The organism is Rhodococcus sp. M8 (genome assembly GCF_015654185.1).
Classification (GTDB): domain Bacteria; phylum Actinomycetota; class Actinomycetes; order Mycobacteriales; family Mycobacteriaceae; genus Rhodococcus; species Rhodococcus aetherivorans.
The window spans coordinates 5,260,376-5,275,664 of sequence record NZ_CP064065.1 but is presented as its reverse complement, the minus strand read 5'-3'; the positions used below and the strand labels follow the sequence as shown (position 1 = coordinate 5,275,664).

Annotated in this window: 13 protein-coding genes; 2 read left to right on the top strand and 11 right to left on the bottom strand. The window is 70.2% G+C overall.

From position 1 onward, the window contains the following. Nucleotides 1–52 precede the first annotated feature (52 nt). From ISO16_RS24005 to ISO16_RS23960, 10 genes are all read right to left on the bottom strand, one after another. Nucleotides 53–1,687: a solute symporter family protein gene (locus ISO16_RS24005; protein WP_006930252.1), complete on the bottom strand. Its 1,635-nt coding sequence runs from the start codon at nucleotides 1,685–1,687 to the stop codon at nucleotides 53–55. Beyond that, on the bottom strand, nucleotides 1,684–2,046 hold the full coding sequence (locus ISO16_RS24000) for a DUF485 domain-containing protein (protein WP_006930250.1): 363 nt from the start codon (nucleotides 2,044–2,046) through the stop codon (nucleotides 1,684–1,686). The genes ISO16_RS24005 and ISO16_RS24000 overlap by 4 nt, the downstream gene beginning before the upstream one ends. A gap of 160 nt (nucleotides 2,047–2,206) precedes the next feature. Beyond that, entirely contained in the window at nucleotides 2,207–4,018 is a 1,812-nt protein-coding gene (locus tag ISO16_RS23995) for a sodium/solute symporter (protein ID WP_072634542.1), read from the bottom strand. Nucleotides 4,019–4,025: 7 nt separating this feature from the next. Continuing rightward, a complete protein-coding gene (locus tag ISO16_RS23990; RefSeq protein WP_072634541.1) occupies nucleotides 4,026–4,421 on the bottom strand; it encodes a hypothetical protein in 396 nt (131 codons plus the stop codon). Further along, complete coding sequence (locus ISO16_RS23985) at nucleotides 4,418–5,206, bottom strand: LytR/AlgR family response regulator transcription factor (protein WP_006946359.1); 789 nt, start codon at nucleotides 5,204–5,206, stop codon at nucleotides 4,418–4,420. Before ISO16_RS23985 ends, ISO16_RS23990 begins: the two co-directional genes overlap by 4 nt. An 88-nt stretch (nucleotides 5,207–5,294) precedes the next feature. Next, complete coding sequence (locus tag ISO16_RS23980) at nucleotides 5,295–6,512, bottom strand: sensor histidine kinase (RefSeq protein WP_006946362.1); 1,218 nt, start codon at nucleotides 6,510–6,512, stop codon at nucleotides 5,295–5,297. After that, nucleotides 6,509–6,901 (bottom strand): MmcQ/YjbR family DNA-binding protein, encoded by a 393-nt coding sequence (locus tag ISO16_RS23975; RefSeq protein WP_006946363.1) that lies wholly within the window; start codon nucleotides 6,899–6,901, stop codon nucleotides 6,509–6,511. The genes ISO16_RS23980 and ISO16_RS23975 overlap by 4 nt, the downstream gene beginning before the upstream one ends. A 97-nt stretch (nucleotides 6,902–6,998) precedes the next feature. Further along, nucleotides 6,999–7,193, bottom strand: coding sequence for a YbdD/YjiX family protein (locus ISO16_RS23970; RefSeq protein ID WP_072634540.1), 195 nt, complete (start codon nucleotides 7,191–7,193; stop codon nucleotides 6,999–7,001). Between the two features lies 1 nt (nucleotide 7,194). After that, nucleotides 7,195–9,522: a carbon starvation CstA family protein gene (locus tag ISO16_RS23965; RefSeq protein WP_072634539.1), complete on the bottom strand. Its 2,328-nt coding sequence runs from the start codon at nucleotides 9,520–9,522 to the stop codon at nucleotides 7,195–7,197. Nucleotides 9,523–9,590: 68 nt separating this feature from the next. Then, nucleotides 9,591–11,228, bottom strand: a complete 1,638-nt coding sequence (locus ISO16_RS23960; protein ID WP_029541922.1) for a Na+/H+ antiporter — start codon at nucleotides 11,226–11,228, stop codon at nucleotides 9,591–9,593. A 232-nt stretch (nucleotides 11,229–11,460) separates the two neighbouring features. Here ISO16_RS23960 and ISO16_RS23955 point away from each other — a divergent pair, with 232 nt between their 5' ends. Both ISO16_RS23955 and ISO16_RS23950 read left to right on the top strand, forming a co-directional pair. Then, nucleotides 11,461–12,612, top strand: a complete 1,152-nt coding sequence (locus ISO16_RS23955; RefSeq protein ID WP_006946371.1) for an acyl-CoA dehydrogenase family protein — start codon at nucleotides 11,461–11,463, stop codon at nucleotides 12,610–12,612. Between the two features lie 338 nt (nucleotides 12,613–12,950). Beyond that, nucleotides 12,951–14,315, top strand: a complete 1,365-nt coding sequence (locus ISO16_RS23950) for an MFS transporter (RefSeq protein WP_044476512.1) — start codon at nucleotides 12,951–12,953, stop codon at nucleotides 14,313–14,315. Nucleotides 14,316–14,391: 76 nt separating this feature from the next. Here the strand turns inward: ISO16_RS23950 and ISO16_RS23945 are convergent, their stop codons facing one another. Further along, nucleotides 14,392–15,240 (bottom strand): 3-hydroxyacyl-CoA dehydrogenase family protein, encoded by an 849-nt coding sequence (locus ISO16_RS23945; RefSeq protein WP_072634538.1) that lies wholly within the window; start codon nucleotides 15,238–15,240, stop codon nucleotides 14,392–14,394. Nucleotides 15,241–15,289 lie beyond the last annotated feature (49 nt).

Genomic DNA, 15,289 nt, shown 5'->3' with positions numbered 1-15,289 from the left:
GAAGCGCGGACGCAGGGTGATCGACCCTGCGTCCGCGCTTCGTGGGTGTTGCCTAGTGGGCGACAGCCTTTTCGACACCGACACCGGTGAGGGAGCGGACCTCCATCTCGGCCTGCTTGGCCGGGTCCTCCAGCTTGCGCCGGCCGATGTAGGTACCGACGATGCCGAGGACGAAGGCCAGCGGGATCGACACGATGCCGGGGTTGGCGAGCGGGAAGAGGGCGAAGTCCGCGTTCGGGAACATCGAGGACGGCTTGCCGGACACCGCCGGGGAGAAGGCGATGAGCAGCAGGCAGCTGACCAGGCCGCCGTAGATGCTGAACAGGGCGCCGGTGGTGTTGAACTTCTTCCAGAACAGCGAGTACAGCAGCGTCGGCAGGTTGGCGGACGCGGCGACTGCGAAGGCCAGGGCCACCAGGAAGGCGATGTTCTGGCCCATCGCGAGGATGCCCAGCACGATCGAGACCACGCCGATCACTACGACGGTGATGCGGGAGACCCGCACCTGATCCTCCTCGGAGGCGTTGCCGCGCTTGATCACGCTGGCGTAGATGTCGTGGGCGAAGGACGCGGACGCGGTGATCGCGAGGCCGGCGACGACCGCGAGGATCGTGGCGAACGCGACGGCGGAGATGATGCCGAGGAAGATGGTGCCGCCGAGTTCGAAGGCGAGCAGCGGCGCGGCCGAGTTCTCCTTGCCGGGGGCGCCGAGGATGACGTCCGGTCCGACCATCTTGGCGGCACCGTAGCCGAGCACCAGGGTGAACAGGTAGAACCCGCCGATCAGGGCGATGGCCCAGGTCACCGAGCGCCGGGCCTCCTTGGCGGTGGGCACGGTGTAGAAGCGCATCAGCACGTGCGGCAGGCCGGCGGTGCCGAGCACCAGGGCGATGCCGAGCGAGACGAAGTCGAGCCGGGTCATGTCGCTGATGCCGTACTTGGCGCCGGGGGCGAGCACGTCGCGGCCGGCGACGGCCTCGTTGGTGGAGCTGTTCACCATGGCCTGCGCGTCGGCCAGCAGCTGCGAGAAGTTGCCGCGGACCGCGAGCAGCACGAGCACGAACATGATGCCGGCACCGGCGACGAGCAGCACGGCCTTGACCATCTGCACGTAGGTGGTGCCCTTCATGCCGCCGATGAGCACGTACACGATCATCAGGACGCCGACCACGGCGACGACGATGCCCTGGCCGAGCTTGCCGTCGATGTTGAGCAGCAGCGCGACGAGGCCACCCGCACCGGCCATCTGGGCGAGCAGGTAGAACAGCGACACCGCGAGGGTGGACAGCGCGGCGGCCATACGCACCGGACGCTGCTTGAGCCGGAAGCTCAGGACATCGGCCATGGTGAACCGGCCGGTGTTGCGCAGCAGTTCGGCGACGAGCAGCAGGGCGACGAGCCAGGCGACGAGGAAGCCGATGGAGTACAGGAATCCGTCGTAGCCGTAGACGGCGATGGCGCCGGCGATGCCGAGGAACGACGCGGCCGACAGGTAGTCGCCGGCGATCGCGAAGCCGTTCTGCGGGCCGGAGAACTGCCCGCCGCCGGTGTAGAAGTCCGAGGCCTTCTTGGTGGAGCGGCTGGCCCGGATGACCAGGCTCATCGTCACGACGACGAATGCGACGAAAATCGCGATGTTGAACAGGGGGTTGCCGACGTCGGTGGCACCCTGGGCCAGAACTGTCACTGGGCCGGTCCTTCCAGCTCTTCACGGATCGCGGCGGACCGCGGATCCAGGTCACGGTTGGCGAACCGCACGTAGAGCGCGGTGATGACGAAGGTCGATACGAACTGCGCGAGTCCGAGGATCAGGCCGAGGTTGATGTTGCCGAGCACCTTGGTCGCCATGAAGTCGGCGGCGTAGGTGGCCAGCAGGACGTACACGAAGTACCAGGTGAGGAAGAGTCCCGTCATCGGGAAGACGAACCGCCGGAGCCGGCGGCGCAAGTCCTGGAACTCCGGACTCGCCTGCATGTCGACGAAGTCCTGCGCATCGGGCGTGCGGCGCTCGAGCGCCCCGCCCTTGCCGAGGTGAGCTGTGGTCACTGCCGACTCCTTGGTCGTGGCTTCAGGGATCGCCCCTGTGAGACGTACTACCAGTAGACCGTAATGAGACGAGAGTCACACGAGAAGATGGTGGCACCGGTCACACGCCGAGCTGTCGACCGGTGCGGCGAACGGTCCCCCGGGCGCGACGAGTGGCGGCTCAGTGGCCTCGCGGCCGGGGCGGCTTTCCGGGTCCGCGCCGGTCCGCGGGGTCGCCGGTGTCCTCGAACGCCCCGAGCTCCCGGTCCCGGCCCATCCCCAGCCGCTCGGGCACGTGCATGCGGGAGAAGACGCGACCGATGTCCGCCGGGACGCGGGATCGGGTGGCGAGGCTGACGACGACCATGGTGACGAACGCGAGTGGCACGCTCACGGCGGCCGGGTAGCCGACGACGGCGGCGAGCCACCCTCCGCCCGTCCCGGGGTCGATGCGCACCAGCACGACCACCAGGGCCGCGCCGCCGGCCACCACCGCGCCGACCACCATGCCGGCGGCCGCCCCGGCCGCGGTGAGCCCGCGCCACCAGATGCCGAGCATCAGCAGCGGACACAGCGTGGAGGCGGCCACCGCGAACACCAGACCTACCGCCCGCGACAGGTCCAGCGACGTCACCGCCAGCGACAGGCCGAGCGGCACCAGGCCGGCGAGGACGGCCGCGATCCGGAAGTCCCGCACCCGCCCCCGCAGCACGTCGGTGGACAGCACGCCGGCGACGCTGACCAGCAACCCCGAGGACGTGGACAGGAACGCCGCGATCGCGCCGGCGGCGACGAGCGCGGCGAGCAGCTGGCCGCCCCAGCCGGACAGGACCGACCCCGGCAGCAGCAGCACGGCCGCGTCGGAGCGGCCGGTGATGAGCAGTTGCGGCACGTACAGGCGCGCGAACACCCCGAGCAGCGTCGGGAACAGATAGAACACGCCGAGCAGGGCGATCACCGCGAGCGACGTCATGCGGGCCGCACGCCCGTCGGGGTTGGTGTAGAAGCGCACCAGCACGTGCGGCAGCCCCATGGTGCCGAGGAAGGTGGCGAGGATCAGCGAATACACCTGGAACATCGGGTGCGCGCCGCCGATCCCGCCGCCGGGCGCGGCCCAGTCGTCGTTGGTGGCGGGTGCCCCGGCCACCACCGGCACGGCTGCGCCGGGCTCGAGCACCAGCGCCGTGCCGGCGGCCACCTCGTGCTCGCCGGGCGCGAGCAGCACGGTGCCGTCCACGGTCCGTCCGTCGACCCGTCCGGTGGCGGCGACCTCGAGGGGCTCGCCGACCTGGACGACGACGTCGGTGGTGACGTCGACGGTGGTGCGCTCGGTGACCGTCGGCGGCGCCGGCTGCCCGACGGCGCGGTCGTCGTCGAGGAAGTGGACGGCGAGCACGAGGGCCGGCACCGCGACGGCGGTGAGCTTGAGCCAGTACTGGAACGCCTGGACGAAGGTGATCGAGCGCATGCCGCCACCGACGACGTTGCCGACGACGATCAAGCCGACCGCGACGACGCCGACCCAGTCGGGGACGCCGAGCAGGATGTTCAGGGTCAGTCCCGCGCCCTGGAACTGGGGGACGAGGTAGAGCACGCAGACGACGGCGACGATCACCATCGCCAGGGTGCGCAGCCATCGCGCGCCGAGCCGGAACTCCGCGAAGTCGGGCACCGTATAGGCGCCGGACCGGCGCAGCGGCGCGGCGACGAACAGCAGCAGGCCCAGGTAGCCCGCCGTGAAGCCCACCGGATACCACAGGGCGTCGGCACCGTACTTGGCGATCAGCCCGGCCACTCCGAGAAACGAGGCGGCGGAGAGGTATTCACCGGATATGGCGGCGGCGTTCCAGCGGGGGCCGACGCTGCGGGAGGCGATGAGGAAGTCGGAGGTGGTGCGGGCCAGCCGGACTCCGTAGATGCCGATCGCGACGGTGGCGGCGGCTGCGGCGACGAGCCCGATGACGGTGACGACGGGGATCGAACCGGTATCCATGAGCCGCTCAGTCGTCGACCAGGTCGGTGAAGTCCTGCTCGTTGCGTTCGGCCAGGCGGACGTAGAGCCCGCCGATGCCGAGCAGCAGCGGGTATCCGACGAATCCGAGCAGCAGCCACGGCAACCGGATGCCGAGCACCGTCAGGTCCGTCAGGCGCGGCACGAAGTGGAACAGCAGCGGCAGGGCACACAGCAGGCACACCGCGACGAGCGAGAGCCGCGCGGCGAGGCCGAGCTGGGCTCGGACCAGGCCGCGCACCATGGCCTCCCCGACCTCGGTCTGTTCCTGGACCTCCACGCGGGTGCGCACCATGCGGGCGCCGCGGCGCTGGGCGAGCACCACCCGTTCGCGCGGCGGCGGGCCGCCCGAACCATGCGGCGGCGGGTTGCCGGACGGACTCATCTGGTCGTCCAGGTCTGCATCGGTCCGCGGATCAGGCGGTCCTTGAGCTCGCGGGTGTGGCGACGGCTCACCGGCAGTTCGACGGGCGGCTTGCCCTCCTCGGCCCGCAGGCACACGACGAGGCCGGAGCCGACGCTGCGAATGCCGGTCACCAGGGGCAGCGACACGAGGTAGGAGCGGTGCACCCGCAGGAACCCGGCGTCGGCCCAGCGGCTCTCGAGGGTGGAGATGGGGATGCGCACCAGGTGGGAGCCGGTGCCGGTGTGCAGGCGTGCGTAGTCGCCGTCGGCCTCGACCCACTGCACCGACGACCGCGGCACCAGTGTGGTCACGCCGCCGAGTTCGACGGGGATCACCTCGTCCGCCGCGGCCGCGCCCGCGGCGGCGGATTCGGTTTCGCGGGTGCGGCGGCGCTCGGCGATGCGGCGCACCGCCTCGGCGAGACGCTCCTCGCGCAGGGGTTTGAGCAGGTAGTCGACCGCGCCGAGGTCGAAGGCCGCCACCGCACGGTCGTCGTGCGCGGTCACGAACACGACGGCGGGCGGGTTCGCGAAGTTGCGCAGGATGCCGGCGAGCTCCAGGCCGTCGAGGCCGGGCATGTTGATGTCGAGGAACACCGCGTCGATCCCGCCGTCGCGCAGCAGCCGCAGGGCGGTGGTCGCCTCGCCCGCGGTGTGGACATGGCCGATCTCCTCGCGTCGCCGCAGCAGGTACGCGAGCTCGTCGAGGGCCGGCGGTTCGTCGTCGACGGCCAGCACGGTGAGGGTGTCGGTGGTGTCGTTCACAGCCGGTCCATCGTGCCATGCCGGACCGTCCGCGCGGAGCGGACCGGTCCACTCGCGCGGAGCGGGGCCGGGTGGCGGAAGGGTCGCGTCATGCCCGTATCCCGGGCCGGAACTTCGGCACCCGCATGCTGACCTTCGTTCCGGCCCCCGGCGCCGTCTCGACGACGAGGCCGTAGTCGTTGCCGAACGCTGCGCGCAGGCGGTCGTCGACGTTGGCCAGTCCCACGTGCGCCGCCTCCTTGGCGCTGGTGCGCCCCTGTCCCTCGGCGACGGCGTCGAGGTCGCCGGAGCGCAGGAGTTCGGGGTCCATGCCGACGCCGTCGTCCTCGACGCTGATGACGCAGTCGGTGCCCTCGTCCGCGGCGACGATGCTGATGGTGCCGGTGCGGGTGCTCTTGCCCGCGATGCCGTGCCGCACGGCGTTCTCGACGAGGGGCTGCAGGGCGAGGAACGGCAGCACCACGTTGAGCACCTCCGGCGCGACCTGCAGCCGCACCTCGAGGGCGTTGCCGAACCGGGCCCGCTCGAGCGTGAGATACCGGTCGATGTTGCGCAGTTCGTCGGCGAGCAGCGTGTACTCCCCGGCCGCGCGGAACGAGTACCGGGTGAAGTCGGCGAATTCGAGGAGCAGTTCGCGGGCGCGTTCGGGGTCGGTGCGCACGAACGACGCGACGGTGCCCAGGGCGTTGTAGATGAAGTGCGGGCTGATCTGAGCGCGCAGCGCCAGCACCTCGGCGCGGTCGAGGCGGGCGCGGGAGGCGTCGAGTTCGGCGAGTTCGATCTGGCTGCAGGCGTAGCGGGCGACCTCGGTGAGCACGCCGAGCAGAGCCGGGCCGGGTTCGGTGGTGGTCACGACGCCGAGCGCACCGACGACCCCGACGTTGTCGATGACGAGCGGCTGCACGATCACGGCGCGCGCGGCCTGCTCGTCGGGACCGCGCTGGAGGTCACCGTGCCCGACGAGGACGCGCCGGTCGTCGGCGATCGCGCGCTTCGCGGCGGTGAGCAACTGGGCGGACAGCCCTTCGAAGGGGCCGCTCCACGCCAGGCGGGTGCCGTCCGCGTCGACGAGCGCGACGGACGACGTGCCGGTGAGCGAGCGCAGGTGCGGGGCGGCCTCCTGCGCGGACGTCGCGTCGAGGCCCCGGCGCAGCGGCCGCGCGGCCAGCGACGCGGTGTGCAGGGTGGCGTGCACGGCACGTTCGGCCGGTGTGGTCAGGCCGCGCCGGGTGCGCAGCCACAGCACGGTGACGCCGGCGACGACGAGCAACGCGACGGCCAGGAGCGCGGCGAGGGTTGCGCTCACCGCGGGTCCGGTCCCGGCTCGGCGTCGAGCCGCGCGACGAGGGTCTTCGGCGCGACGGTGCGGTACGCGTCCTCGACGATGTCCGCGACGTCGTCCCAGAAGGCGTCGCCGGTGGCGCCGGGGCCGTCGAGGCGGACCCCGATCCAGCCACGGGTGCCGACGTACGGCGGCCGGAAGAAGCGATCCGGGTCCCGCTCGATCCAATCCTGTTGTGCGCCCGCGGGTGCGGCCGCCCAGAACGCGACACGGTCGTCGTGGTGGTGGTCGGCGAAGGTGGCGAACTGCGGGGAGCGGCGGACGAACCAGGCCGGTTCGCCGTGGCTGACGCGCTCGGTGACGTCCGGAAGCGCGGTGCACAGGGCACGCAGGCGGTCGAGCGGACTCATCATGGGTTCACGCTAGGCCACCGCAGCGACGCCGTTGCGGGGTACACGGTGGCCGGGTGCACGCGGATCGGCGCGGCGCCGGCCGGTGCCCGCACAGGCCTCAGCAGCAACGTGCCCCCGGGTTCGCATCCGCGGCGGCGTAACGGGTGCGCCAGTACTCGCGTTCGGTGGGGATCTCGGCTCCGGGATGCAACCGTTCCAGGTGGGCGACGTACCGCGCGTAGTCGTGGTCGCCCATCAGCGCTCCGATCCACCAGCGCACCGTTCGTCCCCGCGCGGCGAGCACGGCGAGCACCCTACTCACGGTGCGCTCCGGTCGGCTCCGAGCGGGGTCCACGAGCGGGACGGATGTGCGCGGCGCCCGGGGCGCGCACGCGTCCGGACGCGATGAGCACGTCCCACTGGTGCTGTATTCGTTTCTCGGCGGCCGTGGGTACGAACCCGGCCGGGGCGAAGATCTTCGACGGAACGTCGGGAGCCTCGGTGGTGGGCAGCCCTCCGGCCCGGAACGCCTTGACGCACACGATGGCTCCCGCGACGGCGACGATCAGCACGAGACTCGCGAACACGATCGACAGTGTGCCCTGGATGAAGGTGTTGCGGATCACCGCGTCGATCGCGGCGGGGCTCGTCGCGGACCGGAAACTGGTCTCCCCGGCGTCCTTGGCGGCCTGGAAGTCGAAGTGCTGGGTCCAGTACCCGATCGCGGGATCCCCCGAGAAGATCTTCTGCCACGAGGCGGTCATCGTCACGATCAGGTCCCACACGAGCGGAACGCCCGGGATCCACGCCCATTTGAACAGGCCCTTCTTCATCACCACGGTGAGCACGACCGTCAGAGCGATCGCGGCGAGCAGCTGGTTGGCGATGCCGAACAGCGGGAAGAGGGTGTTGATGCCCCCGAGTGGATCGGTGACGCCCATCAGCAGGATCGCGCCCCACGCGGCCACGACCAGCAGCGAGCACAGCCACGCGCCCGGACGCCACGACGGGTCCTTGAACCGGCGGGCCGGTCCCCCGAAGTTGCCGAGCGAATCCGAGAGCATGAAGCGGGCGACGCGGGTGCCGGCGTCGACGGTCGTGAGGATGAACAGGGCCTCGAACATGATCGCGAAGTGGTACCAGAACGACTTCAGCGCGTCGCCACCGAACAGGTCGCTCAGCACGCTGGACATCCCGAACGCGAGGGTCGGGGCGCCGCCGGTGCGCGAGATGATCGAGTCCTCCCCGACGTCGGCGGCGGCCTGGGAGATGGCCTCCGGGGTGATGTCCGGGGCACCCAGTCCGAGGCCGTTGACGTAGTCCGCCGCAGTGGCGGGAGTGCCTCCGGTCACGCCGGCCGGGGCGTTGAGCACGAAGTACAGATGCTGATCGATCACACAGGCGGTGATCAGCGCCATGATCGCCACGAAGGATTCGGTGAGCATGCCCCCGTACCCGATCAGCCGGGTCTGCTTCTCCTTCTCGAGCAGCTTCGGGGTCGTGCCGGAGGAGATGAGCGCGTGGAAGCCGGACAGTGCGCCGCAGGCGATGGTGATGAACAGGAACGGGAACAGCGATCCGGCGAAGGCCGGGCCGTTGCCCTCGAGAGCGAAGGAGGTGACGTCCGGCATCTGCAGGGTCGGGCGGACGATGAGGATACCCACGGCGAGCAGCGCGATCGTCCCGACCTTCATGAACGTGGACAGGTAGTCTCGCGGCGCCAGCAGCAGCCACACCGGCAGCACCGAGGCGGCGAATCCGTACGCGATCATCAGCCACGTGATGGTGACCTTGGACAGGGTGAACCACTCGGCTCCCCAGTCCGTTTCGGCCACCCAGCCGCCGGCGACGATGGCCAGCAGGAGCAGTGCGACGCCGATGAGCGAGACCTCCGAGACCCGGCCCGGCCGCAGGTAACGCAGGTACACCCCCATGAAGAGGGCGATGGGGATGGTCATCGCGATGGAGAACAGACCCCATGGGCTCTCGGCGAGCGCATTGACCACGACCAGAGCGAGAACCGCGATGAGGATGATCATGATGACGAAGACCGCGACCATGGCGGCGATTCCGCCGACGACGCCCAGTTCCTCCCGCGCCATCTGACCGAGGCTGCGCCCGCGGCGCCGCGACGAGATCGACAGCACCAGGAAATCCTGCACCGCACCGGCGAACACGACGCCGAGGATGATCCACAGGGTGCCCGGCAGGTACCCCATCTGCGCGGCGAGCACCGGACCGACGAGAGGACCGGCGCCGGCGATCGCGGCGAAGTGGTGTCCGAACAGCACCCGCCGGTCCGTCGGGATGTAGTCCTTTCCGTTCTCGAGGATCTCCGCCGTGGTGGCACGGTCGTCGCGCGGTTGGACGATCTTGCTCTCGACCAGCCTGGCGTAGAAGCGGTAGGCGATCAGATACGTGCACACCGCGGCGATCACGAACCAGACCGCGTTGACGTTTTCCCCGCGGACCACCGCGATCATCGTCCAGGCGACACCACCGAGCAGCGCCAGCACGACGAACACGACGCGGGCCGACGAAGGCATCGGGGAACGGTCGACGATGCCGACCGGCGGGAGGTCGGGATCCGTGCGCAGGTATTCGATCCGGGGCGGGGACTCGGGAACCGATTCGACGGCCATAAGGAATCCTAGAATCGTCTGCTCCCGCCCCGGCGGGAAAACGCGGATGTCGGCAGTCCGGGGCCCGGTCAGTACCGGGTGCGCCGGTTGAGCCGTTCCTCCGCGGCCGCCTCCTCGACGTCGAGTCCCTCGAGCACCGTGCGGAGCGTCTCGTCGTCGAGGTCGCCGTTGTCGCGTGCCGCGATCAGGGCCTGCCGCTGGGCGCGCAGCACGGAGCGCCGGAGCTTCTCGAACAGGGTGCCCGAGTCGGGCACGGCCGGTTCGTGCTCACCGGCCTCCTCGGCCTGCTGCGCTTCGAGGCGGGCCTTCATGGACCGGTTCACCCGGGCGAGGATGCGTTGCAGCGCCTCGGCGTCGACGCCGTCGGGCGGGTTCTTCGCGAGCAGCGCGAGGTGCTGTTCGGCGGCAGTGCCGGAGATGGTCCGCGCACGTTCCATCTGCTCCTGGGCATACAGCCGTTCGTAGGGATCGGCGACGTTCAGCACCCGGATGAGGGCCGGCATCGTCGCCCCCTGGATCAGCAGGGTGCCGACCGCGACCACGAAGGCGATCACCTGGATCGTCTCGCGACCGGGGAACGGCTCGCCGGAGGCCAGGACGAGCGGCACGCCCCCGGCGGCCGCGAGGGTCACCACACCGCGCATCCCGGCCCACGAGATCACCAGGTACTCACGGCCGGTGAACTGGTCGCGCCCCAGCCGGTCGAGCCCGACCTCCCGCGTGAGGCGGCGACGCGCCCAGTGCAGCAGCACCCACAGCGGCCGCACCGCGATCACCACACCGAGCACCGCGAACGCGTAGAGGAACGCGCGGTGCACGTCGAGACCGCTCTCGCGGACCTCGTCGATCACGAACTTCAGCTGCAGCCCCATGTAGGCGAAGACGAACATCTCGAGCAGCACGTCGAGGCTCTCCCACACCGCCCGTTCCTGGATGCGCGTCGCCACGGAGGCGTCGGTGGCCCGGTGCCCCATGTACAGGCCGGCCGCGACCACGGCCAGCACACCGGACGCCTCGATCTCCTCGGCGGCCAGGTAGGCGGTGAACGGGAGCACCAGTCCCAGCACCGTTTCCAGCGGCGAGTCGTACATGCGGCCGCGCACCCGGTGCACCACGACGGCGAGCAGCAATCCGATCGCCACGCCGCCGGCCACCTCGTACCCGAAGAACACCACGGGCGAGTCCACCAGCACCCGGGTGCCGGCGACGGCGGAGACCGCGACGGTGAACAGGGTCAGCGCGGTCGCGTCGTTGACCAGACCTTCACCGGTGAGGACCGCGATGACGCGTTTGGGCAGTCCGAGTCGCTGTCCGACGGCGACGGCGCTGACCGCGTCGGTCGGCGCGACCACGGCCCCGAGCACGAGTGCGGCGCCGAGGGTCAGATCCGGCACCAGCGCCGAGGCGGAGAACGCGACGGCGAAGGCCGTGACCAGGACGGTGAAGATGCCCAGCCGCAGGATCGGCGCGAGGTGCCGGCGGAAGGTCGCCACGGAGAAGCGCAGCGCCGCCGAGTACAGCAGCGGCGGCAGCACCACCCCGAGGATGATGTCCGGATGCAGCTCGAGCCGCGGCATGCCGGGCAGGAACGAGGCGATCGAGCCGATGGTGACGAGGACCAGCGGGGCCTGGAGGTTTCCGCGGTTCGCGAGTCCGGTGACTGCGACGGCCGCGATGACGACGAGGAGGATCCAGGTCCCGTTCACCCGTCGATTGTGACCCGGACGGGCGGTGGGCGCCGCCGCACGATCCGAGTGCCCGGTGTCCGAGCCCACCGGGCACCGATACTCGCGTGCCCTGCACCGCACCCTTGACACCCCCCGAGAAACGAACGTATATTCACCTCAAGTGAATGAGCATTCATTTTGCTCGTGTGCTTTTCGAAATCCGACGCACCCCGCCCCGAAGGCCCCGGTGGTGCCCCAGCAAGGAGTCGACATGGATCTGGCGTTGACGGAGGAGCAGCAGAGTTTCCGGCAACTCGCACGCGAGTTCCTCGACAAGGAGGTGGTCCCGCACCGGGCCGCATGGGACCGCGCCGAATCGGTGGACATCTCGATCGTGCCCAAGCTCGCCGAGATCGGGTTCTTCGGGCTGACCATCCCCGAGGAGTACGGCGGCCTCGGCGGCGACTACATCACCTACTGCCTCGGCATGGAGGAACTCGGCCGCGCCGACTCCGCTGTGCGCGGCATCGTGTCCGTCTCGATGGGCTTGGTGGGCAAGGTGATTCTGTCCCACGGCACCGAGGAGCAGAAGCACGAGTGGCTGCCACGCATCGCTTCGGGTGAGGCGCTCGCATGCTTCGGTCTCACCGAACCCGACAACGGCTCCGACCCCGGACACCTGAAGACCCGCGCGGTGCGCGACGGCGACCACTACATCATCAACGGGTCGAAGATCTTCATCACCAACGGAACCTGGGCGAACCTGTGCCTGGTCTTCGCCCGCACCGGCGGTCCCGGCCCGAAGGGCGTGTCCGCCTTCCTCGTTCCCACCGACACCCCGGGCTTCGAAGCCCGGGAGATCCACGGCAAGCTCGGCCTGCGCGGCCAGGCCACCGCCGAGCTGTACTTCACCGACATGAAGGTGCCCGCGAGCGCGCTGCTCGGCGAGGAGGGCCAAGGCTTCTCGATCGCCATGCACTCGCTGGACAAGGGCCGGGTCTCGGTCGGCGCCGGCTGCGTCGGCATCATCCAGGGCTGCCTCGAGGCCGCCGTCGACTACGCGACGAACCGCAAGCAGTTCGACCGGCCCATCGCCTCGTACCAGCTGATCCAGGACCTGATCGCGGACATGTCCGTCGACGCCGACGCCGGCCGCCTGCTGACCTGGCGGGCAGCCGACCTCATCGAGCGCGGAGAACCGTTCGGCACCGCCGCATCCAAGGCGAAGTACTTCTGCAGCGAGGCTGCGGTGCGAGCCGCCAACAACGCGATCCAGCTCTTCGGCGGGTACGGCTACGTCGACGAGTACCCCGTCGCCAAGTACATGCGCGACGCCCGCGTGATGACCCTGTACGAGGGCACCAGCCAGATCCAGAAGCTGCTCATCGGCCGCGCCGAGACCGGCATCAGCGCCTTCCTGTAGACCGTCCAGGACGGCGGGCCCGGGATCGCCGGCGGAGCCGGAGGGGGGTCGTCGCCACACCGGCGGGTAGTCAGGCGGTAGTAGATCACGCACAACGCTCGGCTGGGGTCTCCCAGTCGAGCGTTGTGCGTGATCGGCCGTAGAGGCCCCGACCGGGAGCCCCGGGCACGGCCTCGGCGCGCACCCTTGACAGAGTGACGCGCACCACACTACCGTTCTGGTCGAACACAATGAATGAGCATTCATCCACTACGAATTTTTGTTCACTCATCGTTGTCGCTCCGACGGGGCCGACCCGCCCCGGCGAAAACTCGCCCCCTGACCCACACGGAGTTCTCATGCCCCCTGTCTCGGCCGACTGGACCAGTACGCAGCATCGACGCTCGGTGACGTGGATCGTCGCCCTCGCGACGGCAGCGCTCGTCTTCGACGGATACGACCTGGTCGTGTACGGAACCATCCTCCCGATCCTCATGAAGGATCCGACCCAGCTCGGTGCCGTCTCTGCCGAACAGGCCGGGGTGCTCGGCTCGTACGCCCTGGTCGGGGTCCTGATCGGCGCCCTGCTCGCCGGCGCCTTCGGCGACCGGGTCGGCCGCCGAAAGCTGACACTGATCAGCATCACGTGGTTCTCGGTGGGCATGGCTGCCGCGGCGATGACCCACTCCGTGACGATGTTCGGCGCCATGCGACTGCTCACCGGCATCGGCGTGGGTGGACTCATCGCCACCACCGGCGCGGTGGTCGCCGAGTTCGCGCCGCCCAGCAAGAAGAACATGTACAACGCGATCGTCTACTGCGGCGTCCCCCTCGGCGGTGTCATGGCGTCGCTGCTCGCCCTGCTGCTGCGTGACGCCATCGGCTGGCGCGGCCTGTTCTGGATCGGAGCGCTGCCCCTCGTGATCCTGCTGCCGCTCGTACTGCTGAGGCTTCCCGAGTCGCCCCGCTGGCTCGTCGCCCGTGGCCGGATCGACGAGGCCCACGCGATCACCGCACGCACCGGCATCCCTTCTCCGACAGCCGAAGAACTCGTCGTCGAGCGGGCGGGCGCCCAGAAGGTCGGATTCGCCGCGCTGGCCACCCGCCGGTACGCGCTCGGCACCGCACTGCTCGGCCTGATGAGCTTCGGCGGCATCATGCTCACGTACGGGCTCAACACCTGGTTGCCGAAGATCATGGAGAACGCCGGGTTCGACGCGAAGAACTCGCTGGCATTCCTGTTGGTGCTCAACGGCGGCGCGATCGCCGGCGTTGTGCTCGCCTCCCGGACGGCGGATCGCACCGGCCCGCAGCGGGTCATCGTCGGCACGTTCCTGCTCGCGGTGCTGTCGCTCATCGTGCTCACCCTCGACCTGCCGCTGGCGGTGCTGCTCGGCGCGGTCGCGGCGGCCGGTATCGGCGGGATCGGCACCCAGATCCTCATCTACGGCTTTGTCGCCAACTACTACTCGACCACGGCACGCGCCGCCGGCGTCGCGTGGTGCGCCGGATTCGGCCGTCTCGGCGGGATCTTCGGGCCGCTCGTCGGTGGGCTGATCCTCGGCGCCGGACTGAGCAGCAACATCGCCTTCTACATCTTCGCGGGCATTGCGCTGCTCGGCGCGGGCCTCACCGTGCTGGTACCCACCCGTCACGAGAGCGTCGCGACGAGCCCGAGCGGGACGCACCGGGCGGCCGAGCCCGCCATGGTGACCGTCGACTGACCGCACCCGGAACGGGGGCGGGTCCGTGGTTACGGACCCGCCCCCGTTCGTGCGTGGACGTCGGATCCTTGCTCGCTCAGCTCCAGTCGTAGAAGCCGCGGCCGGACTTGCGGCCGAGCTCGCCGCGGGCCACTTTGTCGCGCAGCAACTGCGGCGGCGCGAACCGCTCCCCCAGGGTGCCGTGCAGGTACTCCGCGACGGCCAGCCGGATGTCCAGGCCCACGAGATCCGTCGAGCGCAGCGGGCCCATCGGATGCTTGTACCCCAATTCCATTGCCCGGTCGATCGACTCGGCGTCGGCCACGCCCTCCTCGAGCATCCGGATCGCCTCCAGGCCGAGCAGCACGCCGAGGCGGCTGGTGGCGAAGCCCGGCGAATCGCGCACCACCACGGGCGTCTTGCCGAGCAGCTCCACCCAGCCCGCGACGTCGCGCACCAGCGCATCGGAGGTCGTCTCGGCGCGCACGATCTCCACCAGCTCCGACGCGGGCACCGGGTTGAAGAAGTGCATGCCCAGGAACCGGGACGGGTTCCTCAGGGCGGCGCCCAGCTCCGTCGGCGACAGCGAGCTGGTGTTGGTGGCGATCACCGCGTCGTCGGGCACGACGCGCTCGGCGTCGGCGAGCACGCGCCTCTTCAGGCCGGGATCCTCGGGCACCGCCTCGACGAGCAGCCGGGTGTCGCCGGGCAGCGCGGCCACCGACGCGACGAACGCGACCCGGCCGGCCACCACGTCGAGCGGATCGACGAGCTTGCCACGCTCGGCCGCGCGGGAGAGGCTGTCCGTCAGCCGCTTTCGCGCGGCATCCAGGTCGCCGGTCTCGGACACGGTCACGGTCGCGCCGAGCGCGGCGAAGGCATGGGCGATGCCGACGCCCATGCGGCCTCCGCCGATCACGGCAACACGGTCGGGAAGTCCTGTCATCTGCTGGTCCTCTTCTCCAGGAATCGGGTCATGCGTTTCTACCGGTCCG